Annotated in this window: 29 protein-coding genes and 1 tRNA gene; 20 read left to right on the top strand and 10 right to left on the bottom strand. The window is 56.8% G+C overall.

The genetic code is table 11. The features are described from left to right. The first annotated feature begins 134 nt into the window (after nucleotides 1-134). Genes modA through ACG74X_RS13330 form a run of 4 tightly spaced genes read left to right on the top strand, consistent with a single transcriptional unit; the run spans nucleotide 135 to nucleotide 3,725 of the window. Complete coding sequence (gene modA, locus ACG74X_RS13345) at nucleotides 135-854, top strand: molybdate ABC transporter substrate-binding protein (RefSeq protein WP_411235421.1); 720 nt, start codon at nucleotides 135-137, stop codon at nucleotides 852-854. Next, the gene (modB, locus tag ACG74X_RS13340) at nucleotides 854-1,549 is read left to right on the top strand and encodes a molybdate ABC transporter permease subunit (protein ID WP_411235419.1); all 696 of its coding nucleotides are present in this window, start codon (nucleotides 854-856) and stop codon (nucleotides 1,547-1,549) included. Before modA ends, modB begins: the two co-directional genes overlap by 1 nt. After that, nucleotides 1,546-2,643: a molybdenum ABC transporter ATP-binding protein gene (gene modC, locus ACG74X_RS13335; protein ID WP_411235417.1), complete on the top strand. Its 1,098-nt coding sequence runs from the start codon at nucleotides 1,546-1,548 to the stop codon at nucleotides 2,641-2,643. The genes modB and modC overlap by 4 nt, the downstream gene beginning before the upstream one ends. 38 nt (nucleotides 2,644-2,681) lie before the next feature. Next, nucleotides 2,682-3,725, top strand: a complete 1,044-nt coding sequence (locus ACG74X_RS13330) for an aldo/keto reductase (RefSeq protein ID WP_411235415.1) — start codon at nucleotides 2,682-2,684, stop codon at nucleotides 3,723-3,725. 83 nt (nucleotides 3,726-3,808) lie between these two features. On the opposite strand, the gene ACG74X_RS13325 is transcribed toward ACG74X_RS13330, so the two are convergent. Then, nucleotides 3,809-4,657, bottom strand: coding sequence for a helix-turn-helix domain-containing protein (locus ACG74X_RS13325; protein ID WP_411235413.1), 849 nt, complete (start codon nucleotides 4,655-4,657; stop codon nucleotides 3,809-3,811). 120 nt (nucleotides 4,658-4,777) lie between these two features. Between ACG74X_RS13325 and ACG74X_RS13320 the strand changes: the two genes are divergently transcribed. Both ACG74X_RS13320 and ACG74X_RS13315 read left to right on the top strand, forming a co-directional pair. Continuing rightward, nucleotides 4,778-5,710 (top strand): fatty acid desaturase, encoded by a 933-nt coding sequence (locus ACG74X_RS13320; protein ID WP_411235412.1) that lies wholly within the window; start codon nucleotides 4,778-4,780, stop codon nucleotides 5,708-5,710. Between the two features lie 19 nt (nucleotides 5,711-5,729). After that, complete coding sequence (locus ACG74X_RS13315) at nucleotides 5,730-6,629, top strand: EamA/RhaT family transporter (protein WP_411235411.1); 900 nt, start codon at nucleotides 5,730-5,732, stop codon at nucleotides 6,627-6,629. Here ACG74X_RS13315 and ACG74X_RS13310 read toward each other — a convergent pair. Beyond that, complete coding sequence (locus tag ACG74X_RS13310) at nucleotides 6,626-7,330, bottom strand: NUDIX hydrolase (protein WP_411235409.1); 705 nt, start codon at nucleotides 7,328-7,330, stop codon at nucleotides 6,626-6,628. The genes ACG74X_RS13315 and ACG74X_RS13310 overlap by 4 nt on opposite strands. A 25-nt stretch (nucleotides 7,331-7,355) precedes the next feature. After that, nucleotides 7,356-7,751: a DUF983 domain-containing protein gene (locus tag ACG74X_RS13305; RefSeq protein ID WP_411235408.1), complete on the bottom strand. Its 396-nt coding sequence runs from the start codon at nucleotides 7,749-7,751 to the stop codon at nucleotides 7,356-7,358. A gap of 233 nt (nucleotides 7,752-7,984) precedes the next feature. On the opposite strand from ACG74X_RS13305, the gene ACG74X_RS13300 reads away from it, so the two are divergent. From ACG74X_RS13300 to ACG74X_RS13285, 4 genes are all read left to right on the top strand, one after another. Beyond that, complete coding sequence (locus ACG74X_RS13300; RefSeq protein ID WP_411235407.1) at nucleotides 7,985-8,482, top strand: EF-hand domain-containing protein; 498 nt, start codon at nucleotides 7,985-7,987, stop codon at nucleotides 8,480-8,482. An 81-nt stretch (nucleotides 8,483-8,563) separates the two neighbouring features. Next, the gene (locus tag ACG74X_RS13295; RefSeq protein ID WP_411235406.1) at nucleotides 8,564-9,160 is read left to right on the top strand and encodes a sigma-70 family RNA polymerase sigma factor; all 597 of its coding nucleotides are present in this window, start codon (nucleotides 8,564-8,566) and stop codon (nucleotides 9,158-9,160) included. Continuing rightward, nucleotides 9,138-9,479 (top strand): hypothetical protein, encoded by a 342-nt coding sequence (locus ACG74X_RS13290; RefSeq protein WP_411235404.1) that lies wholly within the window; start codon nucleotides 9,138-9,140, stop codon nucleotides 9,477-9,479. Before ACG74X_RS13295 ends, ACG74X_RS13290 begins: the two co-directional genes overlap by 23 nt. A gap of 1 nt (nucleotide 9,480) precedes the next feature. Next, nucleotides 9,481-9,966, top strand: a complete 486-nt coding sequence (locus ACG74X_RS13285; protein WP_411235402.1) for a periplasmic heavy metal sensor — start codon at nucleotides 9,481-9,483, stop codon at nucleotides 9,964-9,966. Between the two features lie 6 nt (nucleotides 9,967-9,972). Here the strand turns inward: ACG74X_RS13285 and ACG74X_RS13280 are convergent, their stop codons facing one another. After that, entirely contained in the window at nucleotides 9,973-11,388 is a 1,416-nt protein-coding gene (locus ACG74X_RS13280) for a diguanylate cyclase (protein WP_411235400.1), read from the bottom strand. 88 nt (nucleotides 11,389-11,476) lie between these two features. Here ACG74X_RS13280 and ACG74X_RS13275 point away from each other — a divergent pair, with 88 nt between their 5' ends. The 7 genes from ACG74X_RS13275 to ACG74X_RS13245 all read left to right on the top strand — a co-directional run bounded on the left by ACG74X_RS13275 (nucleotide 11,477) and on the right by ACG74X_RS13245 (nucleotide 16,081). Next, the gene (locus ACG74X_RS13275) at nucleotides 11,477-11,761 is read left to right on the top strand and encodes a DUF3572 domain-containing protein (protein WP_411235399.1); all 285 of its coding nucleotides are present in this window, start codon (nucleotides 11,477-11,479) and stop codon (nucleotides 11,759-11,761) included. Further along, a complete protein-coding gene (locus ACG74X_RS13270; RefSeq protein WP_411235398.1) occupies nucleotides 11,758-12,468 on the top strand; it encodes an HAD family hydrolase in 711 nt (236 codons plus the stop codon). The genes ACG74X_RS13275 and ACG74X_RS13270 overlap by 4 nt, the downstream gene beginning before the upstream one ends. A 154-nt stretch (nucleotides 12,469-12,622) precedes the next feature. Continuing rightward, nucleotides 12,623-12,850: a hypothetical protein gene (locus ACG74X_RS13265; RefSeq protein ID WP_411235396.1), complete on the top strand. Its 228-nt coding sequence runs from the start codon at nucleotides 12,623-12,625 to the stop codon at nucleotides 12,848-12,850. A gap of 68 nt (nucleotides 12,851-12,918) precedes the next feature. Beyond that, nucleotides 12,919-13,518, top strand: coding sequence for a heme NO-binding domain-containing protein (locus ACG74X_RS13260; protein WP_411235394.1), 600 nt, complete (start codon nucleotides 12,919-12,921; stop codon nucleotides 13,516-13,518). After that, nucleotides 13,515-14,525 carry a diguanylate cyclase domain-containing protein gene (locus ACG74X_RS13255; protein WP_411235393.1) on the top strand — a complete coding sequence of 337 codons (1,011 nt, stop codon included), beginning with the start codon at nucleotides 13,515-13,517 and terminating at the stop codon, nucleotides 14,523-14,525. The genes ACG74X_RS13260 and ACG74X_RS13255 overlap by 4 nt, the downstream gene beginning before the upstream one ends. 52 nt (nucleotides 14,526-14,577) lie before the next feature. After that, complete coding sequence (locus tag ACG74X_RS13250; RefSeq protein WP_411235392.1) at nucleotides 14,578-15,942, top strand: mechanosensitive ion channel domain-containing protein; 1,365 nt, start codon at nucleotides 14,578-14,580, stop codon at nucleotides 15,940-15,942. 64 nt (nucleotides 15,943-16,006) lie between these two features. Beyond that, nucleotides 16,007-16,081 (top strand) — tRNA-Gln (locus tag ACG74X_RS13245). A 557-nt stretch (nucleotides 16,082-16,638) separates the two neighbouring features. Here the strand turns inward: ACG74X_RS13245 and ACG74X_RS13240 are convergent. Further along, nucleotides 16,639-17,574 carry a helix-turn-helix transcriptional regulator gene (locus ACG74X_RS13240; protein WP_411235391.1) on the bottom strand — a complete coding sequence of 312 codons (936 nt, stop codon included), beginning with the start codon at nucleotides 17,572-17,574 and terminating at the stop codon, nucleotides 16,639-16,641. 219 nt (nucleotides 17,575-17,793) lie between these two features. On the opposite strand from ACG74X_RS13240, the gene ACG74X_RS13235 reads away from it, so the two are divergent. Beyond that, on the top strand, nucleotides 17,794-18,297 hold the full coding sequence (locus ACG74X_RS13235) for a hypothetical protein (RefSeq protein ID WP_411235390.1): 504 nt from the start codon (nucleotides 17,794-17,796) through the stop codon (nucleotides 18,295-18,297). Between the two features lie 285 nt (nucleotides 18,298-18,582). On the opposite strand, the gene ACG74X_RS13230 is transcribed toward ACG74X_RS13235, so the two are convergent. Genes ACG74X_RS13230 through ACG74X_RS13220 form a run of 3 tightly spaced genes read right to left on the bottom strand, consistent with a single transcriptional unit; the run spans nucleotide 18,583 to nucleotide 20,261 of the window. Further along, the gene (locus ACG74X_RS13230) at nucleotides 18,583-19,194 is read right to left on the bottom strand and encodes a hypothetical protein (protein WP_411235388.1); all 612 of its coding nucleotides are present in this window, start codon (nucleotides 19,192-19,194) and stop codon (nucleotides 18,583-18,585) included. Between the two features lie 42 nt (nucleotides 19,195-19,236). Continuing rightward, a complete protein-coding gene (locus tag ACG74X_RS13225; RefSeq protein ID WP_411235387.1) occupies nucleotides 19,237-19,980 on the bottom strand; it encodes a hypothetical protein in 744 nt (247 codons plus the stop codon). 11 nt (nucleotides 19,981-19,991) lie between these two features. Next, entirely contained in the window at nucleotides 19,992-20,261 is a 270-nt protein-coding gene (locus tag ACG74X_RS13220) for a hypothetical protein (protein ID WP_411235385.1), read from the bottom strand. A 282-nt stretch (nucleotides 20,262-20,543) separates the two neighbouring features. On the opposite strand from ACG74X_RS13220, the gene ACG74X_RS13215 reads away from it, so the two are divergent. Both ACG74X_RS13215 and ACG74X_RS13210 read left to right on the top strand, forming a co-directional pair. Then, a complete protein-coding gene (locus ACG74X_RS13215) occupies nucleotides 20,544-20,846 on the top strand; it encodes a hypothetical protein (RefSeq protein WP_411235384.1) in 303 nt (100 codons plus the stop codon). 41 nt (nucleotides 20,847-20,887) lie between these two features. After that, nucleotides 20,888-21,550: a hypothetical protein gene (locus ACG74X_RS13210; protein ID WP_411235383.1), complete on the top strand. Its 663-nt coding sequence runs from the start codon at nucleotides 20,888-20,890 to the stop codon at nucleotides 21,548-21,550. A gap of 54 nt (nucleotides 21,551-21,604) precedes the next feature. Here the strand turns inward: ACG74X_RS13210 and ACG74X_RS13205 are convergent, their stop codons facing one another. Next, nucleotides 21,605-22,138, bottom strand: a complete 534-nt coding sequence (locus tag ACG74X_RS13205; RefSeq protein WP_411235382.1) for a hypothetical protein — start codon at nucleotides 22,136-22,138, stop codon at nucleotides 21,605-21,607. Then, nucleotides 22,135-22,635 (bottom strand): hypothetical protein, encoded by a 501-nt coding sequence (locus ACG74X_RS13200; RefSeq protein WP_411235380.1) that lies wholly within the window; start codon nucleotides 22,633-22,635, stop codon nucleotides 22,135-22,137. Before ACG74X_RS13200 ends, ACG74X_RS13205 begins: the two co-directional genes overlap by 4 nt. Nucleotides 22,636-22,697 lie beyond the last annotated feature (62 nt).

The raw sequence follows: 22,697 nt of genomic DNA, 5'->3' as shown, positions 1-22,697 counted from the left end.
CATGGCCTCTTGCCAGTGTCCACTGCACTTGATCTGTTGCGCGAAATCACTTGGTTTCAAAGCAGGGACTTACCTTTTTCGTGTTCACCCTTCTGCGTGCAGTCTTGTTGGCAACATGTATGGCACCCGCTGCTATGGCAGAAGATATCACGGTGTTTGCGGCGGCCTCTCTTGGCGATGCCTTGAACGATGCCGCACAGGGATGGGAGGCCGAAACCGGCCATTCCGTGACCCTTGTTCTGGCTGGAAGTTCCACGCTTGCCCGTCAGATTGAGGCCGGAGCCCCTGCAGATCTCTTTGTGTCTGCGAATGTCGATTGGATGGATTGGCTGGCCGAAGGCAGGCGCGTGCTGCCAGACAGTCAGCGCGACATTGCCTCGAACCGTTTGGTGCTGATCACGCATGATCCGAAGGCCCGGTCCGAACAGGATGTCTCTGAGGCCACTGATCTGGTGGGTTTGCTTGGTGTTGATGGACGACTTGCCATCGCGTTGCCCGAAGCGGTGCCAGCCGGGCTTTATGGCAAAGCTGCTTTGACCAAGCTGGGCCTTTGGGATGATGTTGCCCCGCGGCTGGCCCCGACTGACAACGTCCGCGCCGCGCTGGCGCTTGTTGCCTTGGGAGAGGCCCCTCTGGGCATCGTCTATGCAACAGATGCAATGGCCGAGCCCCGTGTGAGTGTTGCGGGAACATTTGCCGACAATACGCATCCGCCCATCCGATATGCCGCTGCGGTGGTCGCGGACAGTGGCAATGCAGATCTTGCAGATGCTTTTCTGACATGGCTGCTTGCCGAAACAGGACAAGCCGCCATGGCCTCATATGGATTTTTGCCACCAAGAGCGGTTCCTTGATGGCGTGGTTGGGTCCGGACGAATGGCAAGCGGTGGCATTGTCGTTAAAAGTCTCATTCTGGGCGACACTTCTTAGCCTGCCCTTTGGCCTTCTCTGCGCGATGGCATTGGCGCGGGGGCGGTTCTTTGGGCGTGATATCCTGAATTGGCTTGTCCATTTGCCGCTTGTGCTGCCGCCGGTTGTGACCGGGTATCTGTTGCTTTTGAGTTTCGGGCGGCGCGGACCTGTCGGGGCGTTTCTTTTTGACACGTTCGGAGTGACGTTTGCGTTTCAGTGGACGGGGGCGGCTTTGGCCGCGTCAATCATGGCGTTTCCGCTTATGGTACGCGCGATGCGACTGGCGATCGAGGCGGTTGATCCCAAGCTGGAAGAGGCCGCGGCCACATTGGGCGCAAGCCGCGTTCGGGTATTTTCGACCGTGACACTGCCCTTGATCCTGCCGGGGGTCATTGCGGGGGCTGTTTTGGCGTTTGCCAAAGCAATGGGAGAGTTTGGCGCAACGATCACGTTTGTCTCGAACATCCCTGGAGAGACGCGCACCGTGCCATCCGCGATTTACGCTTTTTTGCAGGTGCCCGGCGGCGAAAGTGCAGCCTTGCGGTTGGTGGCAGTTGCCGTTGTCATCGCAATTGGCGCATTGATCTTGTCTGAATGGTTGTCCCGCCGCGTGGCCAAACGGATTTCCGGCGCGTGACTGTATCGATCGATATCGCGCGCGATTTGGGCGGTTTTCGCCTTGAGACGCGGTTCGCTGCGCCAGAGGGGGTGACGGTTCTCTTTGGACGGTCGGGAAGCGGCAAAACAACCGTGGTGAAAACCATCGCCGGCCTGCTGACGCCGGATGCCGGGCGCATTGCTGTCGGGGGTCGGGTTCTGTTTGACACAGACGCCCGCTTGAATGTTCCGGTGCACAAAAGACGGCTTGGCTATGTGTTTCAGGACAGCCGATTGTTCCCCCATTTAAGTGTGCGCCAAAATCTGAGCTATGCCGCGCGGGTCCGCGGTCGGGAGGGGCCACAAGACAATGATGTGGCGGATTTGCTAGGCATCACACATCTGCTGGACCGCAGGCCCCATGCGCTTTCGGGTGGCGAATCCCAAAGAGTGGCGATTGGCCGTGCCTTGTTGTCCGAACCGGACATGCTTTTGATGGACGAGCCTTTGGCGTCTTTGGATGGTCCGCGCAAAGCCGAGATCCTGCCGTATCTCGAAAGACTGCGAAGCGAGACCGGGCTGTCCATTCTTTATGTAACCCACAACATGGCCGAGGTGGCGCGTCTGGCGACACATATTGTTTTGCTGGATGAGGGCAAAGTTGTTCGATCCGGTGCTCCTGCGGATCTTTTGACCGACCCGGAAATGGTGCGTGTTTTTGGTATCCGCGATGCGGGGGCGGTGTTGTCTGCCAAGGTGGTGGCACAGCCGCTGGACGGGATCAGCGAATTGAAAGTATCAGCAGGGCGGTTGTTTCTGCCCGCCGTCGATGCGCCGGTCGGAGCGCAACTTCGGGTTCGGATTCTGGCGCAGGATGTCATGCTCTCCTCGCATCGCCCCGAAGGGTTGTCTGCGCTCAACATCCTAGCGGTGCGGGTTCTTGCGGTGCGTCGGGGCGAAGGCCCCGGTGTCATCGTCCAGATGCAGGCCGGAGACGACCGGTTGTTGGCGCGGATCACCCGTCGCAGTGCCGACGCGATGGGGATTGTCCCGGGGGCAGAGTGCTTTGCGGTGATGAAGTCGGTTGCGGTGTCGCAGACTGACATTGCCGTCGGCTTGCAGAGCGGGCTTTAACCGCTAGGGTGCGCGGCACGAGAATGAGGGACCTCACAATGAAAATGAACCGACTGGGCAAAACCGACCTCATGGTGTCTGAACTTTGCCTTGGTACGATGACATTCGGCACACACACCTCAGAGGCTGATGCGCATACCCAGATGGAGATGGCGCTGGATGCGGGGATCAACTTTCTTGATACAGCCGAAATGTACCCTGTCATCCCAATCGCGAAAGAAACGATCGGACTGACCGAGGATGTTCTGGGCAACTGGTTTGCCCGGACCGGGCGTCGTCATGAATGGATCGTTGCGACCAAACATTCAGGCGAGGGCATGGAGCATGTTCGGAATGGCGCGCCGATCTCGTCCGAGACTGTGCCTGCGGCGGTCGACGCGTCGCTCAGGCGGTTGCAGACGGATCATATTGATCTCTACCAGCTGCATTGGCCCAATCGCGGGTCTTATATGTTCCGACAGAATTGGGCGTTCGATCCATCCCATCAAGACCGAAACGCGACCTTGCAACACATGGCTGACGTGCTGGGCGCGTTGGGCCGAGAGGTCGAGAAGGGGCGGATACGACATATTGGCATGTCAAATGAAAGCGCCTGGGGAACAACGATGTGGCTTCGGGTTGCCGAAGCAATGGCCGGGCCGCGCATCGAAAGTCTGCAGAACGAGTATTCGCTGTTATGTCGGTTGGCGGATACGGATCTTGCCGAGATGATGATCAATGAAGAGGTGTCGCTCTTGCCTTTCTCGCCCTTGGCGGCGGGTCTTTTGACCGGCAAGTATCAGGACGGGACGGTGCCTGGCGGGTCGCGCATGGCGTTGAATGGCAATCTGGGCGGTCGCAAAACCGAACGCGCCTTTGCTGCGGTCGACGCCTATGCACGCGTGGCGGCTGATGCCGGATTGGACCTTGCCCAAATGGCGCTGGCCTGGTCAGCGCGACGGCCGTTTGTGGCGTCTTCGATCTTTGGAGCAACAACAACAGCGCAGCTTGAAGCGATTTTGCCTGCCGCAGATATTACGCTTGGTTCGGATGTCATAGCGGCGCTGGATGAAGCGCATAAAATGCATCCGATGCCGTTCTGATCCTGTACCAAGACCCAAGAACATATTTGGTCAATTGCGTTTCGATCTGGAAACTGGGTCAGTTTGCACAGGGTGCCGTCACTTCACGCCAAAGACTTGCGAAGCGCCTCAATATGATCTGAAAACCCACGTGCCGTGATATGGGCATTGCGTACCAGATGATCAAAATGATCCGAAAATGCGCGCACACGAGGCGTGTCGCGAAAGGCAAGGTAGTTGCGACCGACATAAATCACAGCAAGCAAAGGCCCGAATACGGTGATAGGCGCTGAATACAGCCGCCGGGCATCAAACAGATACAGCCGCATCCGGGGGTACAAGGCCGTGCCAAGTTCCAGCCAATGCTCAATCTGCTGGGCGCGGATATCTTTCGCCAACCCTGCGTAATAGCCGGTGCCTTCCACAAAGCTCTGCACTTCGAACAGCGGCATTGCGATTTCATAATCCGATTGGGATTGCTGCATCCAGTCCAGTCGCTTTGCAGAGGCGGTGATCGCTTCGGACGCGGTTCGACCCAGATGCGGGCCATATTCCCATTCAAGAACGGCGTGGGTTTTCAGCATGTCGGGCAAGGCCGCAGGCACATGACGTATCTTGTAGCCGTCTGCTTCGCGGTGCCAATTATAGATTTGTTCATCAATCAGCGCTCGGGGCGCGTCTGTCAGCGTCAGCGCATTGGCCATCAGATCGGCGGCGGTTTCGGGATGTTCGGCAAGGCCTAACAACCAATCTGCCGATACGCCAAGCGCTTCTGCACAAGCCCCGACCATCTGGGCATTCGGCAAACGCGCCGCATCGTCGCGCAACAACTGAGAGATCGTCGAGCGATCAACACCGGTCATTCGCGCCAGCGCGCTTTGGTTCGACCCGGCCTGCTGGATCGCGCGGTTCAGGCGGGTGCGGAAAAGATAAGCGCGGCGGCGTTTGTCCATGACCAAAACTGACACATGGGGATAAAAAACACCAGTTTGGAAAATTGTGCACCATTTTCAGAATTCTGGCGGCACGGTGGAGCGCTTAAATATGAGACAAATCACAACACTGGCGATCCCATGACCAACAGGCGGAATTTCCGAGTGTCCGAGCTGACGCGTCGGGCAGAATGGCCGACGCTTCTTGTTCTTGCCCTGACTTATCTACTGTGGGGCGGTGCCACGGTCTGGGTTGCCGACTGGTCGGTGCCTTTGGCCGTGGTGATCTGCACTCTTGCTGGCACGCAGCATTCGTCCTTGCAGCATGAGGCATTGCACGGACATCCTTTTCGCATCCCCGCCTTGAACGCGGCGTTGGTGTTTCCTGCGCTGACGCTTTTTGTGCCATACCAGCGCTTTCGCGACACCCATCTTGCGCATCATCAAGACGAGGCTTTGACCGATCCCTATGACGATCCTGAAACCAACTACCTTGATCCGGATATGTGGATCAGAATGCCCGCGTGGCGGCAGGGTGTGTACCGGTTGAACAACACCTTGGCCGGGCGGCTTTTGCTGGGCCCAAGCCTTGGGCTCATCGCCTTTCTACGCTCTGAGGCACGCTTGATCCGGGCGGGGGATCACCGGGTTCTGATTGGCTGGATTTGGCATCTGCCCGCCGTGGCGATCGTGCTGTGGTGGATGATTGTCGTGGCGGGGATGCCGATTTGGGCATGGGCGCTGTCTGTTTACGGGTCTTTGTCGCTTCTTAAGCTCAGAACCTATCTTGAGCATCAGGCGCATGACCGCACATTGGCGCGCACGGCTATTGTTGAGGAACGTGGGCTGTTTGCCTTGCTCTTTCTGAACAACAATTTGCACGCGGTGCATCACATGTATCCCGGCGTGCCGTGGTATGTGCTACCCGCCGTGTATCATTCCGGAAAGGCGGATGTTCTGGCCGGAAATCTTGGCTACAGATACCGGACGTATTCCGAGATATTCAGAAAACACCTGTTCCGGGCAAAAGACCCGGTGCCTCATCCGATTTACCGTCATGGACAATCTCGCTGACCTCACGCCATAGAGGCGCATGGAATTTTGGATTGTTGCGAGTGTTGCCGCCGCGCTGTTTCAGACGGCGCGGTTCATGTTGCAAAAAGTGCTGAGTATGGACGTGCTGAGCACCGCAGGGTCGACTTTTGCCCGGTTCGCCTATTCGGCTCCAGCCGCCGTTTTGCTGACGGGTGTCTATTTGCTTTACTCGGGTACGTCGTTTCCGCGGCTCACCGCATCTTTCTGGACGTTTGCACTGCTTGGGGCGATTTCGCAGATTCTGGCGACGGCCTGCGTGGTTGCGCTTTTTCGTCAGCGAAACTTTGCAGTTGGGATCACGTTTAAGAAAACCGAGGTCATTCAGGCCGCAATTGTGGGTGTAACACTGTTCGGCGACACCATATCGCTGGTTGGGTGGGGCGCGATCCTGATCGGTTTGCTTGGGGTTTTGTTGCTGTCCAGGGGGGCCGGATCGCATGGGATTTGGGCAAGCCTGACCAGCCGCGCGACTGTGCTGGGGCTGACATCCGGATTTCTGTTCGCCTTGTCCGGCACAACCTATCGTGCGGCATCGCTGGACATCGCCAGCGACGACGCGTTGGTACGCGCATCGGTGACATTGGCCTGCGTGACCCTGTCCCAGTTTTTGGCGATGTCCCTGTGGCTGCGATGGAAAGAACCGGGTCAGGTGACGGCCGTGTGGCGCGCGCGTTCGGTGGCCGTCTGGGTGGGGCTGACGTCGATGGCCGGGTCATTTGGATGGTTCTTGGCCTTCACGTTGCAAACCGCGGCTTATGTGAAAGCGGTCGGTCAGATCGAGCTGGTCTTTTCGATGCTGGCGTCTGTCTTGTTTTTCAAAGAGACGATCACCTTGCGCGAATTTGCCGGGATTGGCTTTCTTGCGCTGTCGATCCTGACATTTGTCTGGGTGATCTAATCCGGCATGGGATGTCCGCGAAGACGCAGGAAAAGACTTTCTTCGTCATCATTGCGGAAAAAAGGAACGGATGCAGGCGGGCGAGGGTCGGCGGCGCGGGCCGCGACCTCGGCAAGCACCACTTCGGTGATGAACGGCAAATCAAAACTGCGCACCTTGTCCAGTGCGATCCATTGAAGATGCGCAAGCTCGTCTGACGCGGCTGAAAAATCATCCGGGTCCGTGGCCAGATCATCGGCATCCAACAGGAAAAACCGCGCGTCAAAGCGGCGGGGCCGACCGGGTGGGGTGATGGCGCGGAAGACGAATTGCATCGGTGCAGCAAAGGGCAAGTGACCCATAGACGCAAAAGCCCGCCAGTTTTCAGGCGGGTCCGGCCATGTTCCGCTCCGCCCCAGGATTTGTCCGGTTTCTTCCCACAATTCCCGGATGGCTGCCGCCGCCAAGGCTGGCGCGCAATTGGCGGGTGCATCATCGGCCAGTCGGTTTGCGCAAAGCGGTGTCAATGGCTGTGCAAAAGGCACCATCGCGTCTTCGGGATCAACAGCACCGCCGGGAAATACGAATTTGTTCGGCATGAATGCCGCTTTCGCACCACGTTGTCCCATCAACACATGGGGATTGCTGGCTCGATCGCGCAAAACGATGACCGTAGAGGCGTCTCGAACGGCTGATTTGTCGATCACATCTTGTTTTTGCATCGCTGACCTCTTGTTGCCAGTCTGGTTATCCCGAAGTCGGCCCAGCAAACCCGTGCATATGGCGTGACCATTGAAATGCCACGACAGCGCCCTTCAACCTGGGCAAAAGGTAGAGCGTCAGCCCGACACAGCCAACCGCAAAGATCGTGAACAGAACCATGGGCTCGGGCCGGAAATTGACAAATACAATGTGCAAAAGCGGTGCCATCAGGTGGCCGACAATCAGGATTGCCAGATATGCGGGGCCGTCATCGGCGCGATGATGGTGCAGCTCTTCGCGGCAGACCGTACAGCTGTCGCGGACTTTCAGATAGCCGCGCATCAGTGGGCCACTGCCGCAATTGGGGCATTTGCGCCGCCAACCACGCCGGAGCGCGGGCCAGGTTGGGCGTTCGTCTTCTGTCGTTAGTTCGTTAATCATGGTGTCCCTCTCCCGTGCGTTAAATGCCGCGTGCGATGTAGAATTCACAGTCGCCAAACTGTCCTTGCGTCTGGATGTCGCAAATCACGCGCCTGTGATGAAATAATGTCCGACCCAGCGACGGAAGTGCCGCCGGTCTTCGTGAAACGTAGTGGATCGCAAGACAACAAGAGCTTGTGCACCCATTACATCGTCAAAGCCGGCCAGAGTGCCGGTTCCTGAAAGGAAAAACCATGAAAACGAGCACGTATATTTCGACCCTGATTGTGGCAGCACTTTTGACCACTGGTGGCGCGATCTCTGTCGCGGCACAGGAGGCAGGATCGCGTGAGGACCGCCGCGCAGAGATGTTTGCGGACCTGGACGCTGACGGCAATGGCGTGGTCAGTGCCGAGGAGTTCGCAGCGGGTGTTGGTCTGTTTGGCCGCGCGGATGCCGATGGCAACGGATTGCTGACTGCCGAAGAAATTGCAGCCAGCAATCAGGATCGGGCAGAACGCCGGGCCGCCCGGATGATCGAGCGGCTCGATACCAACTCTGACGGCATGTTGTCACAAGAGGAAGTCACGGCGCGACGGAGCCCGGCGCAGATGTTTGATCGTCTGGATGCCAATGATGACGGCGAGGTGTCAGCCGAAGAGTTTGCCGATGCCCGCATGGATCGGCGCGGCGGCAAGCATCATGGCTGGGGCCATGGCAAAGGCGGTGGCAAACGCCACGGCAATCGCTGACTGACGCCAGTTACGGGCGGTGCGGGTGCATCGCTCGTATCCGGTGATAGAGTATCGTCAAGAACCAGGTAGCGCGATGATATGACCCAAAGCCCGACTGATCCTGCTGCAGAGGCGGCATTGCTTGCGGCCTATGCCGCAGGTGACAGTGACGCTGCGCGGGCTTTGGCATCGACCTATCTGCCGATGGTGTACGCACATGCGTATCGGATGTTGAACGATAGGGCAGAGGCCGAAGATGTGGCACAGGAAACCATGCTGCGCCTTTGGAAACACGCACCAAGCTGGGATAGCGGCGGTGCCGCGTCTCTTCGGACTTGGATGTACCGGGTGACTGCCAACCTGTGCATCGACCGGTTGCGAAAAACGCGCCCGGACGGGTTGCCGCCAGACCTTGAGATTGCGGACACTCGTCCGAGTGTTGAGGTGCAGATGCAGAATACGGCCAGACATATGGCGCTTGAAGATGCGTTGATGCAGTTGCCGGATCGACAACGCCAGGCCGTGGTGCTGCGTCACATAGATGAATTGGGCAATAGCGAGATTGCCCAGATCATGGATATTGGTCCACGCGCGGTCGAAAGCTTGACGGCGCGTGGCAAACGGGCGCTGACCGCGCTGCTGAGCGACCAACGCAAGAATTTGGGATATACAGATGACACAGTCGGGACCTCCTGAAGACACAGCGCTTGAGGCGCTGTTTGCAAAAGCCCGCGACACGCCACCGCGTGTTCCGGATGCCTTGATGGCGCGTGTGATGGCGGATGCTGTGGCGGAAGCCCCAAAGCGTGCCAGGTTTCGGCGGTGGCGTCAGCTGCTGGATGGGGTGGGCGGATGGCCTGCCATGGCAGGTTTGGCGACAGCGGCGTGTTTCGGCATCTGGACTGGCGGTGTGTTGTCAGACGACCTGATCTGGACCTTTGGCTATACCGAAGTCGCGTCGTTTGATTTCGGCGACGACCTTGGCGCATTTGATATGCTTTTGGTGGATGGATAAGATGGACAACACAGCACGCACCGCCAAAACGCCGCTTTGGATGCGGATAACTCTTTTTTGCTCACTGGCATTGAACCTCTTGGTTGCGGGTGTTGTGGTCGGAGCAATGGTCTTTGGCGGCCCGTCGCGTCATTCAGACATGCCGCGACCGGACAGCGCATCCATCTTCACCCGCGCGCTTGATCCCGAAGATCGCAAAGCCGTGCGCGACCAGTTCGTGTCGCACATGCATAGGCAAGGCCGGGATCGCGGCGCAATTTTTTCGGGGATACAGACAGGGCTGGCCAGCTTGCGGACAACACCGTTTGACGAAGCGGCGTTCCTTGCCGCCATGGCGGATCACACGGATCGCCGCGCCAAACGGGACGCTTTCGGTCGACAGGTATTGGCGGCACATATCGCAAAGATGACCGAGCAGGACCGTCTTGCATATGCAGATCGGGTCGAGCAGCAGCTTAACAAGTGGACCAAACGCATTCGGGACTGAAACCGCCTATCCGATGTTTCGGCTGGGCCCGGCCGGAGGCAGGTGCTTGCGCACCAGAAAATCCTCGGCGGTGGCGCTGCTCAATCTGTTGCGACCTGACTGTTTCGCACGGTACAAGGCGGCATCGGCGGCGCGGGTCAATTCGGATGTCGTTTTTCGATCCATTTTGCCCGCATAAGCAAGGCCAATGCTCATCGTCGGTCGGACATGTGGCCCTTCGTCCAGCCCCAACGGCGTATCGGCAACGGCTTTGCGCAGCCGCTCGGCGATTTGATGGGCTTCGGCAAAGACGACACCTGGCAAGGCTACGATAAATTCTTCGCCGCCAAACCGCGCCAGCATATCGCCTTTGCGCACATTATCTGAAAGCACTGACGCGATATGGGCAAGGATCGCATCACCAATTGGATGGCCATGAGTGTCATTGAATCGTTTGAAATGGTCGACATCCAGAAGAAGAATGGCAAGCGCTTTGGAACGGTGTTCAGATGCACGGTCAAGTTTGTTCAGGAAATCATCCGCAAATCGTCGATTGTTCAGATTGGTCAGGGCATCGGTATACACAAGTTCGCCAAGTGCATTAACCGCTTTGCGGCGCTTGTCCTTTTCGCGTTTACGCTGTGCAAGACGCTGTACCCGCAGGATCAATTCCGGGGATTTCGCGCTGACCGTCAGGTGATCGTCCGCGCCAAGATCAAGCGGAGAAGGGACGTGAATGTCGTTTTCGGTGACGAACAAAACACTGCTGTCGCGGCTTACGGGATGGGATCTTAGGGCAAGCAACGTGTCACGGGCCTCATCCGGCAAACCGTCTTCATAAAGGATAAAGACATCTGTGTCAGGTTCAGGCGCACGCCGCGCTTCAAGTGCAGACGACGTGCAAATGGACAGGCTGTTTACGGCCTCAAGCGCCGCGATCTGACCGTCGCGGTCAAGATTGGGGTCGGTATGAACCACCGTTGTGCGCACACTGCCCTGAAACGGGGCCGCGGCCTCTGCCAGCCCCAGAGCCGCTGGCATCGGGGCAGGTGTCATGGTGTCGGCAAACCCGTGGCGGTCCCGCATGATGCTGCGGATGCGGGCACGCAGATCAGATCGGTCTGCGCCATACTCAACAAGGTCATGCGCCCCTGCGGTCAAAGCGCTGACGCGGGCAGAATGGTTTTCACACGGAACGGCCACCACAACCGTTGTCAGCTGCGTCTGCGTGTTGGATCGCAGCTTTTTGCAAAGCTGGGGCAGTTTCAGGCCCGGAAGGTCATAGGCCAGAATGGCAATTTCGGGTGGGTTTTCCTGGATGCGGGTCAGACCCTCCAGCAACGTTGCGGCCACTTCAACCGCATAGACCTCTCGGTCCAGCTGGGCACAAAGCTGAATCCGGCGGTTGGACAGCGCATCTATGATGAGAACGTGACCGGCCACGGAAGCTCCAGAAAAGGACAGCGTTAAGACTTTGATCACCAATTCTTTGCGGGTATTGGTTAAAAAAGGGTTTGGGAAACAATTAAAAATGACACTTTCTCAGGATATGGTTGAGCAGGTGGCCTTGAAGGCCATTGTATGGCTTGCGGGAAATGATGAGCTTTTGCCGGTGTTCATGGGATCGACCGGCGCAGACGAGGCTGCGTTCCGCGAAAACCTTGGTTCGCCTGAATTTCAGGCATCGGTTCTGGATTTTATCATGATGGATGACGCATGGGTTATGGCGTTCTGTGACGCGCATGATTTGCCTTATGATCGCTTGATGCAAGCCCGCGGCGTGCTGCCCGGCGGTGCGCAGGTGCATTGGACATGACGGCCATGCGCTCTGCCGGGATTGAGGCGCTGCTGTTTGACAAGGACGGCACGCTTTTTGATTTCGAGGCAACCTGGGGCGTCTGGGCGGCAGGTTTGTTGTTAAGGCTTGCAGACGGAGATCTGGGCCGGGCCGCTTATCTGGGCGATATCATCGGGTATGATTATCACAGGTCAAAATTCCTGCCCGACAGTTTTGTCATTGCCGGAACGCCAGATGATCTCGTCACTGCCTTTGCGCCCGAGTTTCCGTCCCATTCCCGGCAAGAGCTGATCACTATGATCAACGATCAGGCCGAAGATGCGCCAATGACCGAAGCGGTGCCGCTTGATCCTTTGCTGCGCCAATTTGCCGGGCATGGCTTGCGTCTGGGCGTTGCAACCAACGATGCGGTCCGTCCGGCCTACGCGCATTTGGATGGTGTCGGTGTTCGGGATCATTTCGATTTCATCGCGGGCTCTGACAGCGGCTTTGGTGCGAAACCCGAGATTGGCCAGTTGACGGCATTCTGCGATGCGGTGGGCGTGGCCCCCAGAGACACGGTGATGATCGGAGACAGCACGCATGATCTGCTGGCGGGTCGCGCTGCGGGTATGTGGACGGTTGCGGTGCTGACAGGGCCAGCCGATACTGACGCCCTGAAAGATCATGCCGATGTTGTGTTGCCCGATATCGGCCATTTGCCAAGCTGGCTTGGTTTGGATTGATGCGTCCGTAAGACGCCAAATGCGACGGAACCGGTCGCGCTCCGGCAGTATCAAACAGTGTACGAGTGCCTTTCTGGGTGCGATAGCGCAGAAGCATATGATAGGCGAGACGGCACTGCCAAGACGCCGGAATGATGGCTGATTAGCGCATATCATGCGTGGCGATGCCTCGGTCAACGAACAAATGCCCTGGAGCCTGCCGGTAAACATAGATCGGCCGATGAAACCGTTATGCGAAGAGGGCGTCGAACGCATTCACGCGGCGGCAACAGTCATTCTAAAAGACTTTGCACCACCCGACATAGACGGCGCGATCCGCGAAAAGCTGGCAGATTTCGTCGCGCGGCGTACAATCGAAGGCAGCCCGCCAACAGGTGTCTAAAACTTGAAGTGTTTGCGGATTGTTAAGGCCATCATGCCAATGTGCAGGCGTTTAACGGGTTTTGACGCATGCATGGTTTGATTTTCCGAACGATCGAGGCTTTTGTCACAGACGGTTTCGGTTCTGAGCGATGGGAAAATGCACTTGCTTTGGCAGGTCTGCAAGGCACGTCGTTCGAAGCGATGTTCCAGTATGATGATGCCTATCTTCCAAAGGTTCTGGATGGATGCGCAGTCAGCCTTTCGCGAACGAAATCCAGTATTCTTGAAGATATTGGAACCTATCTCATTACCCGCCAAAACTATGCTTCGATCCGTCGCCTCATGCGGTTTGGCGGGGACACATTTGTCGAACTTTTGCTCTCTCTTGACGATCTTCCTGGCCGCACGCGTTTGGCGGTCTCTGGGCTGGATTTACCGCAAATCACGGTGCGGGAACACACACCGATGACCTTTACGATCTATTGCAAACCCGGTCCAAAGGGGTTTGGCCATGTCCTTGTCGGCCTTTTGAGGGCAATGGCGGATGATTATGGCGCGCTTGTTGTGGTCGAACATCAGGGCACCGAAGATGGCTGCGAAATCATCAATATAACTGTGATCGACACCTGCTTTGCGGAAGATCGGGGGTTTTCGCTGGCAACGACGGCAACGGGGGGCGCACTATGATCTCTGCTTATGATCTGCTGGCGCAATTGCGGCCCTTGCACATAAGTCTTTGCAAAGCGGGGCATATTGTGCAGATTGGTCATGGCTTTTCCAAGCTGAGCGATCAAGATATCTTGGGGCGTCGCTTTTGGGACGCCTTTCATGTGCTGCGCCCGTTCCATCCAACAAATCTGCCCGAACTGCAGGGGCTAAAGGGACAGACCTTGCGCCTTCACTTGCGACGCGAACCAGAAATTGTGTTGCGGGGCCAAGTGATTGCTGATGGTGCCGGTGGTGTGATCATTGATGCGTCCTTCGGAATGGCCGTTGTCGATGCGGTGCAGCGGTTCGGACTCACTGCTCAGGATTTTGCGGTCAGCGACCTTGCTGTGGAATTGCTTTTTCTCCAAGAGGCCAAATCAAGTGCGATGTCGGCGTCATTCAGTTTGAATGCCCGTCTGGATGGTGCGCGACGCGCTGCCCTAACCGAAGCGCATACCGATGTATTGACAGGTCTTCACAATCGCCGCGCGCTTGACACTGCGCTCGCGCGGCTCAACCAAACCGACACAAGCTATGCGGTCCTTCACTTGGATTTGGACAGATTCAAACAGGTAAATGATAATTGGGGGCATTCCGTCGGGGATATCATTCTCAAACACGCGGCCAGCATCATCCGGCAATCTACGCGACAGGATGATCTCTTGGTCCGCGCTGGGGGCGATGAATTTGTTATTGTCTGCCCCGGGCTTGAGGAGCACGCTCGTCTGATGAAACTGTCCTATGACGTGATTGGCCGGATATCCGAACCGCTTGATATTGAGGGCAACCAGATTGAAACGGGGGCCAGCATCGGTGTCGCCAGCAGCGACCAAAAAGGCAAAATGCCCGGGCATCGCATCCTTGAACGAGCAGACATCGCGCTTTATGCCGCAAAAAGGCTTGGGCGGGGGCAGGCGATGGTCTGGACCCCCGAACTTGGCGAAAAGCTCAATCAAATGAACCTTCCGAACCCGATAATCCGATAAACAAAACAGCTTCACACTTGTGTCCCTGCAGAGGGTCGCGCAGTCTGGCCATATGATTATGCTTCAGCGTTTCCTGATAATTTTTTGTCTGATCTTCGTCGCCAGCGCGCCGCTCTTGGTATCTGCGCAATCAAATGAACAGCCCAGCGGTACCATCGCGGTGGAAGACAGCGCCGAACAGGACGCTGCCATTGCCACACGTATCCGCGAAATTCTGACGCAACTGGACGGCTATGACGATGTCACCGTCACCGTCAGCTCTGGCATCGTGACACTCAGGGGGACCGCCATAGACAGCTCTGCTGTTGCACGTCTCAATGAAATCGTGGGTCGCGTCGAACGGGTGGTCGCCATTGAAAACCAAGTTCAAGAAACGACAGATGTTGCTCAAAGACTTGATCCCGCAATCGACCGCTTTCGCGCGCGATCCGAGCAAGTCATCAACTATCTGCCATTGGCGGGCATTGCGATTGCGGCCTTCGCACTTGTGGTTGTCTTAGGTTTCACAATCGCCCGGTTGCAAAAGCCTTGGGCGCGTTTGGCCCCGAACGCATTTATTGCTGATATTTACCGTCAGGTGATCCGCATCGCCTTCATCGTGGCGGGACTCGTCATCGCGCTGGATATTCTTGGTGCAACGGCCTTGCTGTCAACCATTCTGGGTGCGGCCGGTATTATTGGCCTGGCGATCGGTTTTGCCGTGCGTGACACCGTTGAAAATTTTATCGCCTCTATCATGTTGTCCATTCGCCAACCCTTCCGGCCGAACGATACGGTGGAAATCGAAGGTGATGTCGGCATGGTCATTCGCCTGACCAGTCGGGCCACGATATTGCTGAGTTTTGACGGAAATCATATCCGAATTCCCAACTCCACGGTTTTCAAAAGCCGTATCGTGAATTTTAGCCGTAATGATGAGCGCCGTTTTGTCATTGACCTTGGTGTGGCCTACGACACTGATCTGGCACATGCTCAGGATTTGGCATTGCGTACTGTGGCCGGCTTGCCATTCGTGATTGACGAACCTGCACCTGCCGTCTGGATCGAAGAGCTTGGCGACAGTGCGGTTGTCATTCAGGTGGCCGGGTGGATTCGCCAACACGAGAGCAACTTCCTGAAAGCGCGCAGCGAAGCGTGGCGATTGTGTATGGCGGCGTTTGAGGATGCGGGTATTGTAATGCCAGAAACCACCTTGCGCGTTTTGGGCGTCGACAGCGTGGCCACCGGATCGGCCTCGTTGACGTCTGATCGTGACCTCCGAGGCACCAAGAAAGATTCAGGTGACACCGTCGCTTCGAAGGTCTCCGTTGGTGACGTAAATGCGGTCATGGACCAAGAATTATCTCGAATTGTCGATAACGAGCGGGCCGAAAAAAAGGAAGATGATCTGCTGCAGCGCGATGCTCCGGAAGAGTAGTGCATTTTTTCGCGGCAGAGGTCTTGATCCCGCTTTTGTAGCCGCGTAAAGACCGCATCACGGTTGGGGTGTAGCCAAGTGGTAAGGCAACTGTTTTTGGTACAGTGTACCGTAGGTTCGAATCCTACCACCCCAGCCAGTAATTCCTGACATGACAGTTACAGTCTTTCAACGGACCGACCGGGCGTAAAATGCTCCTGTTTATGCCCCCGCTATGCGAACTGTCATGACGGTTCTCAAGGCTGTTATCTCCCCTCTCGGGTATAGGTCTAAGCAATGGATAACTGCTAAAAGATGATCACCCACGAGAGGAGGAGTCTGAGAAGGAAATCCTAAAAGGGGGTATCTGGCTAGGGGACCCTATACCTCCCCCGAGACTGCATGGTATGGCCTCTTCCCTGTAGACGTGTCGCGTCTTGGTGCCGCTTGACGGACTTGTTCAGGCCACTTTCCAATCGAAGATGAGAGGCGCCTTGCCATCCAAACCGTTCCGTCTTTCTCAAAAGGGCCAGTGGTGTCTAGCTGTCGTCACCAGGGAAGCCGAGGATGAGGTCTGCGGCAGGAAGCAAATAGCGGCAATGTCTCCGATCCTGAGGACAATTCACCGACTTGGCCAAACAGAACATCAGCTTAAACACAATTCACGCAAGCGATCCTCGGCCATCATATAAGGATCGCACGGGCTGAAAGGGCCAATCACCGCTTGCGCGCGTCTGTCGGGGTCATTTCAAAACGCCGATAGAATGTTCTGTTGAAATAGGACACATCACTGAAACCGCAATCAAAGGCAATTTGGCTGATGTGCAACGTATCAAATCGTTGATCCAGCAGCTTTTCCCGCGCCATGACAAGCCGTGCTTCGAGGAGCAGCGATGAAAAGGTCTGGCTGACCTCGGCAAACAGCTTGCGCAGGTAGCTTTCGGAAACCTTGAATTCGCGGGCAAGTTCGGCGATCCGGAAATCTGGTCGGTGTGCATTCTTGCGAATGGCACAAATCGCGGCCAGCCGACGCGCAGCGCGAACGCCGCGATCCTGCGCAACCAGCCAGGCGTCGCGGTTGGCACCGATCGCAAGGGACGCCAGATCAAGCACGTGTTTGTTCATCACGGATCGCGCAGCAGCAGAGCCGCCATCCTGCAGGGCCATCATCATCCGGCAATATCCCGCAAGAAGCCCCAGCGCTTCGGTGCCTCCGGGAATGACGGCCATGCCCAGCCTGTCAATATCGGCCACACGTTCAGTCAGGTGTTCAACAGGCAGGTTCAAAGTCAGAAATTTGCCGGGGCGCAGCAATGTCCGACCCGCTTCGTCGGAGCGACGCACCAGCCCTTCGCCGACCGCGATGCTTTGCGCAAGCTTGCCTTGTTCGGCGTACATTTCCTCGTCGTCCCGTATCAGCAGAACGATGTCGCTATTGCCATCGTTCAGCATCAACCGGGTGCGCGAACAGGAAATTGCGCTGATCTCTCCCTTAGCGATGACCGCATTGCCCAGGTTTAGAAATGTCGTGTCATAGAGCAGCGGCATGTCATCGAGCGGTTCAAAATCCAAATGGACAAGCCGGCGTCCGAATTCTTCGCGCCAAATATCCAGCCGGTCTTTTTCTGGCAGCCAGCGTGTCGAGAACCGCATGGGCGGATCGCATGATCCTGAAATGGCGGATTCACAATTCAATAAACTTCACCAAAGAACACTTTAAGTTCGATGAGGCTGCGCCAGCGCATCTGTCCTGTCAAGTATTCCACCGACCTACGTCCTGCTTTGTCCAAGTGATCGTCCCGTCTGGTCCAAGGCATTGGGCGTAAGCGTCTGTATCATGACAGCGTTGGACACAATTCCGCAGAGGCTTTTATGAGTCATTTCACAGTTTCGGTTCACCGCAGGTATTTTCTGCTTTGCACCACCGCCGCCGTTGCAATGTCTGGTCTGCCAGTCATGATGGCGGCAGAAACCCCTTTCGTGCCGCCGGACACCATAGAGGGCGAGAACGGTTGGGAAACCTACATCGACCCGCTGATGATTGACCGCGCCGCTGCCTCTGCTCTCAGGCCGGGGCTTGATACGCCCGAGGCTGCGGTGGTGTCGTTCCTGGCCAGCCGCATCCGGGGGGATCGGGCCTGGCGGACTGCAATGACGGATGACCCTGATCGCAAGGGCCGGAATGCACTCAAGACATGGAAAAGCTGGACGCTGAACGCGGCCCAGTTGAAAGCGCGCAAGATGCGTGGTCCCGATCGCGGTTATGTCAGCGTCTGGATGGACCTGATGATTGATGGCGATGCTGAATCCGGAACGGATGATTTTACCGTACAGCGCGAGTCAGATGGTTGGCGGATCAAAAGCTTGCCCTCTTGATCAGCGCTGTTCGCCGGCCTAACCCGGAGGCGTTCAGGCAACGGTGGTAGCGGTTGATCGAGTATGCCCCAGGTCATCCATCCGGCCTCCTCTTGATCCGCCAGCACAACAGACGCCACTGGACCAGTTTCAGGGCGAAACAAGACATAGCCCTCTGCTGACACTGTTCCGATTTCTTCGGGAAAGGCGGTTCCCGCGACAGCCCCACAATTGGTCCGTGTTCGTCCAACAGCCGTTGCAAACAGGTCAGAAGAATTGGTGTCAGAAACTCTATTCCAAGCATTGCTATTCACCGCAATTTGGAAATGGCCCCTCTTCGGTGCCGGGGGCGGAATGGACGATGTCCACGCTTCCCGGCGGCAATCCCTGCACCTTGTCAATCCAGGCCAGAGCAGCGGTGATCCCGGAGAGCGAAAACCCGGCAGAGAAGAACTCATCCTGGCAACCGCCGAACTCAAAATCCAGAATATCGCCCAACCTCAGGCGCTCCATCACCGTCTCGGCGCTTGGACCCATCAGATACAATTCGTGAATGCCCGTCAGCCCGTTGCCGACCCGCCCCCCTTGCAATGCGAGCATGTCGGCTTGAAATCCAGGGATCGGCGGTTGATCGTGACCGTAGCGGATGACGCTGGCTTCCAAACCTAGGGCCAGCTTGGGTTCGACCCTGTCAAAGGTGATCGACATCGACCAGCCCTCACCGGTTGGACGCCTTCTAAGGGAAAAGACATGGCCGCTATTGGGGTTCTGCGCATATTCCCAACCGGAATAGGTATAGGCGTCGCAAACCCGACCTTTGTCGCAAAATGTGCGCCAATCCCCGAACGACGCCGTCAGATTGTCCTGAGCAATTACAGCGTCTGGCGCTGCGATAGAGGCGCAAACGTATGTGAGCAAGGTTTGAATTGAACATCTGACCATATCTTGGTTTTCGCCTTTCTAACCATCCGGCGGAATAAAGCGGCAATTCTTGATATCAACGCGGTCCGGGCGACTGTGATAGGTTAGTGCAACCTCGCCTTCGATCACCGTATTCTCGCGGGTGTCCAGAACCGATTGCGGTGCATCGACCTTGCCGTTCTGAAAGCAACCGATGGGTTTGGGCCCCAGAAAGGCGGCCGTTTCCTGCAGATCATGTCGGCTCTCATCGGTTGCACCCGACCAGGTTCTGCCCCAGTAAAATCCTTTGACGCGAACGGTCTGGCCAATGATGCCGAACACAGCGTCGTGCAGGGCGTCAACCGCTTTGGGGGTATCATTGATCTCCCACGGGTCGCCGTCTTGGGGCATCGCACCGCCAATGGAAAGCACCTCACACTCTGTCAATGCGATCTGATCCAACGCGTCTCCGGACCACGGCGGCACGCGCCGTGCAAAAACACCGCGCAGGATGATAAGATCGGTGCTGGTGATCCTGTTTTCATTCGGCGCTGTCAGCACGTCGCAGACAACCAGGGCCGGGGCCTGTGGTTCGGGCTTTGCGCCAAACTCCATTTGTCTGTCTTTCCAACGCCCCGGTGACATGAAAAGCGCCGGATAGGCGGCAATCGTCACCTGCTTGTCGTGCCAGTGCATATAGCGCGCCAGCAACCCGTTCGGCGTATAGACCGTGTCTTGGGCATGGGACGGTGCGGCGCATATCCCGGCCAGTGCAAGGCAGATTGACAGAATTGGCCTGACCATTCGCGTCGACCCTATTCGCCTGCATCCACGTCGCTACACGCCTCCAATGCGGCAACAAGTGTCGTTGTGTCATCTTCGGTCAGTTCACCGTCGCTGGCGGTGAACAGGCGTTCGGCGTCATCGCCCAACTGCGCGACCATGCATTTGGCCATCGCGGCAGGCGCGCCTTCGGCGATCATCGCATCAGCAACGCCACGATCCTGACCCGGTGCTTGTGTTGCAACCATCAACAGCACCAGCCCCTGCGCTTTCAATGTCCTTGCCATGATTAAAAATCCCATTTGTGACAAATTTCACTTTTTCAGACGCGTTCGAATTTCAACGATTGCACATGCGATTCAGCCTACCTGTGAAAGCAATTTCGTTCTTGGACACGGCAGTCCGTTTGCTTGGACAGATCGCGACAGGCATCGCGGGCGATGATCCCTGTCGCGTATTCGACAAGACGTTAAAGCGCAGAGTCCAAGCAGCACGGCACACATATGGCTAGGCTGCTTTGGTGATGGAGCCCTTTTTTCAAACTCCACACCACAGTTTCGAATAGCTAAAACGGAGATTTCACCATGAAACGTGCCCTCACAGCGATCCTCTTCTGCACCCTTGCGGGCCCGGTTCTTGCCGATGATGCAGAGACATATCCGCACTGTTCCTACACCCCGGCCTCTGCAATCGGACCGATGTTCGAAACCCAGTCCGCCGCAGACTGTGAAGCGGCCTGCAAGGAAAACGCGGGCGAAGGCTGCACCGCATGGAGCTATATGGGGCCATCGGCGATGTTTCCGGACAAGCCCGGAAATTGCCGAATGATCAAAGAGATCTTTAAGGAAGAAACCGGCAACGACCGGTTCCGCTGCGGCAAGATCTAAGACGCAGAGCCGGGTATTGGTGGCCGCAATAGGAAAAGACTATGGTGCAGACGATAAAGACCCTATTGGCTCCGGTATGTCTTGCGAGTCTGTTGTTCTGTTCTGCGGCCACCGCCACGCCCCGTCCTGATTGCACGGATTTCAACAACAATGACCAGATGGGGTCGTATGACCGACAATGGTGTCAGGCGCTTGCGATCAAGGAAAATTATCTGGCGGATGGGTTTGTGGAAACCGTTCCGGGCAAAAATGGCCGCGCGCGAGAGGTTTCAAGCCGTCTGGGCAGCCGTTTTTCCAGCGGACTTTTGGGCGATTCCTCCAGCGTCGGTGGTCGCGTCACAATTGGCGACCTCACCGGGCGCTTCCGGCTGAGACTTGCCCGGACCAACAACACGCTCTCCTACGGCAGAAAGATCAAGATCAGCGGCACCGCGAGGTCGGGCGCAGGTCGGTTGGAGATCTACAGCTATGTTGATGTCGATCTATGGAAACTGTCCGCTGTGCTGGTTGACAGCCCCGTGCGCGGTCAGGAGCCGCCCGAGACGGGGTTGATCCTGAAGGGCTATACAAGAACCGAAATCGCGCCGGGAACGGAACAAAAATTCACCGCTAACCTTATTCCGATCGGTGGCGATTTCTTTTTGCTGCTCAGGGCACCGGACGGTATCGCAAAAGACATCCAGCTAGACTTTCAAAAACCGTGAGTCAGGCAAAAGCGATCAAGCAATTTGGGCGGTTAACACCCTGTCGCATGGCCTTCATTTTCCGCGGTGGTCCAGAAAGGGTTTGAACGGTTGCACCGTACAGGTCCGCACGCTTGTTGCATGCAGCAGAAACAGCCTGTCATCTGGCTCGGCCTGGATCATGAAAGCCTCCGCTCCGTCGTTGTCTTTTCCTTTGCATTTTGCGTTGACGTGCAAGCGATCAAGCGAATCCACGGCCAACAGGATAGCCCCTTTGATCCGTGACCGTCGCAGATATATCTCGCCGCCGTCACAAGCCACGAGACAGGCAACAGACCCATCCGGGTCTAGACTGCAATATCCGTGCAGCTGGCCCGCACGTTCACGCGTCGCAATGGCGATGTTAAACGCATATTCGCCCGCGATGTTCTGCAAGTGAAACCGGATGTCCGTGACTTTCTGGCGGGGATGGCGCGCAAGATGAGCGTCATCATAGGTCCGTTCCCAACACGCACCGTCGCTTGGCGGTGGCGGGGCAAGATCGGCCAGAAGATCGGCAGAGCCCGGACTGGCCATGCAGATGGCCAGCACCGTCAGTGCGTTTTTCACACGCCCAGCCGGTCGGCTTCGTCGGGCTCTTGTTTGCGCAGAAGATCGAAAAAAGCATATTGCGTCAGGATGTTCAGCGATTTGATCTTTTCAAAAAATTCCTGATCCTCACCGACATATGCCTTCCAGATGCTTTGGTAGCCAGTGTAGACATCCTTGGTTGCGGGGTCGCGGTGGATCGAGGACACCAAACTGCTTAGCTTGCCCTCAACACTTGCACGATCGCTTGCGCTCATCGCCGCAACGTCGTGTCCCAGTGCCACAAGTTTGGTCACCGCCGCTTCCTTGATCGTGTCGAGGTCTGCGCCGAGTTCGAGAGTGACCGGCGGCGACCCTTCAAGGGCTGCGTTTGTCTGGGTCATTGCGTCAACATAGATTGCATAAATCTGCGCGGCGGTATCGCCAGGATCAGCGGCCCTGACCCCTTTCGCCGCAAAGACCAAGGCACTTGCGGCAATCGAAGATAACAGAATGCGTTTCGTTAGAAGAACTTGCACCGGGGTCTCTCCTCAATTGATTTGTGTAATCCGCGATTATTGCTCCGCACTGCTTGGATTGT

Origin of the sequence: Marivita sp. S0852 (assembly GCF_046591575.1) — a bacterium.
GTDB lineage: Bacteria > Pseudomonadota > Alphaproteobacteria > Rhodobacterales > Rhodobacteraceae > Marivita.
This window is presented reverse-complemented; position numbering and strand designations above follow the sequence as displayed.

What these genes read in the sequence shown, in the direction of transcription:
- modA (WP_411235421.1), top strand. Translation starts at nt 135, where the DNA reads ATGGCAGAAGATATCACGGTGTTTGCGGCGGCCTCTCTTGGCGATGCC.
- modB (WP_411235419.1), top strand. Translation starts at nt 854, where the DNA reads ATGGCGTGGTTGGGTCCGGACGAATGGCAAGCGGTGGCATTGTCGTTA.
- ACG74X_RS13330 (WP_411235415.1), top strand. Translation starts at nt 2,682, where the DNA reads ATGAAAATGAACCGACTGGGCAAAACCGACCTCATGGTGTCTGAACTT.
- ACG74X_RS13325 (WP_411235413.1), bottom strand. Translation starts at nt 4,657, where the DNA reads ATGGACAAACGCCGCCGCGCTTATCTTTTCCGCACCCGCCTGAACCGC.
- ACG74X_RS13320 (WP_411235412.1), top strand. Translation starts at nt 4,778, where the DNA reads ATGACCAACAGGCGGAATTTCCGAGTGTCCGAGCTGACGCGTCGGGCA.
- ACG74X_RS13315 (WP_411235411.1), top strand. Translation starts at nt 5,730, where the DNA reads ATGGAATTTTGGATTGTTGCGAGTGTTGCCGCCGCGCTGTTTCAGACG.
- ACG74X_RS13310 (WP_411235409.1), bottom strand. Translation starts at nt 7,330, where the DNA reads ATGCAAAAACAAGATGTGATCGACAAATCAGCCGTTCGAGACGCCTCT.
- ACG74X_RS13305 (WP_411235408.1), bottom strand. Translation starts at nt 7,751, where the DNA reads ATGATTAACGAACTAACGACAGAAGACGAACGCCCAACCTGGCCCGCG.
- ACG74X_RS13300 (WP_411235407.1), top strand. Translation starts at nt 7,985, where the DNA reads ATGAAAACGAGCACGTATATTTCGACCCTGATTGTGGCAGCACTTTTG.
- ACG74X_RS13295 (WP_411235406.1), top strand. Translation starts at nt 8,564, where the DNA reads ATGACCCAAAGCCCGACTGATCCTGCTGCAGAGGCGGCATTGCTTGCG.
- ACG74X_RS13290 (WP_411235404.1), top strand. Translation starts at nt 9,138, where the DNA reads ATGACACAGTCGGGACCTCCTGAAGACACAGCGCTTGAGGCGCTGTTT.
- ACG74X_RS13285 (WP_411235402.1), top strand. Translation starts at nt 9,481, where the DNA reads ATGGACAACACAGCACGCACCGCCAAAACGCCGCTTTGGATGCGGATA.
- ACG74X_RS13275 (WP_411235399.1), top strand. Translation starts at nt 11,477, where the DNA reads ATGACACTTTCTCAGGATATGGTTGAGCAGGTGGCCTTGAAGGCCATT.
- ACG74X_RS13270 (WP_411235398.1), top strand. Translation starts at nt 11,758, where the DNA reads ATGACGGCCATGCGCTCTGCCGGGATTGAGGCGCTGCTGTTTGACAAG.
- ACG74X_RS13265 (WP_411235396.1), top strand. Translation starts at nt 12,623, where the DNA reads ATGCGTGGCGATGCCTCGGTCAACGAACAAATGCCCTGGAGCCTGCCG.
- ACG74X_RS13260 (WP_411235394.1), top strand. Translation starts at nt 12,919, where the DNA reads ATGCATGGTTTGATTTTCCGAACGATCGAGGCTTTTGTCACAGACGGT.
- ACG74X_RS13255 (WP_411235393.1), top strand. Translation starts at nt 13,515, where the DNA reads ATGATCTCTGCTTATGATCTGCTGGCGCAATTGCGGCCCTTGCACATA.
- ACG74X_RS13250 (WP_411235392.1), top strand. Translation starts at nt 14,578, where the DNA reads ATGATTATGCTTCAGCGTTTCCTGATAATTTTTTGTCTGATCTTCGTC.
- ACG74X_RS13240 (WP_411235391.1), bottom strand. Translation starts at nt 17,574, where the DNA reads ATGCGGTTCTCGACACGCTGGCTGCCAGAAAAAGACCGGCTGGATATT.
- ACG74X_RS13235 (WP_411235390.1), top strand. Translation starts at nt 17,794, where the DNA reads ATGAGTCATTTCACAGTTTCGGTTCACCGCAGGTATTTTCTGCTTTGC.
- ACG74X_RS13225 (WP_411235387.1), bottom strand. Translation starts at nt 19,980, where the DNA reads ATGGTCAGGCCAATTCTGTCAATCTGCCTTGCACTGGCCGGGATATGC.
- ACG74X_RS13220 (WP_411235385.1), bottom strand. Translation starts at nt 20,261, where the DNA reads ATGGGATTTTTAATCATGGCAAGGACATTGAAAGCGCAGGGGCTGGTG.
- ACG74X_RS13215 (WP_411235384.1), top strand. Translation starts at nt 20,544, where the DNA reads ATGAAACGTGCCCTCACAGCGATCCTCTTCTGCACCCTTGCGGGCCCG.
- ACG74X_RS13210 (WP_411235383.1), top strand. Translation starts at nt 20,888, where the DNA reads ATGGTGCAGACGATAAAGACCCTATTGGCTCCGGTATGTCTTGCGAGT.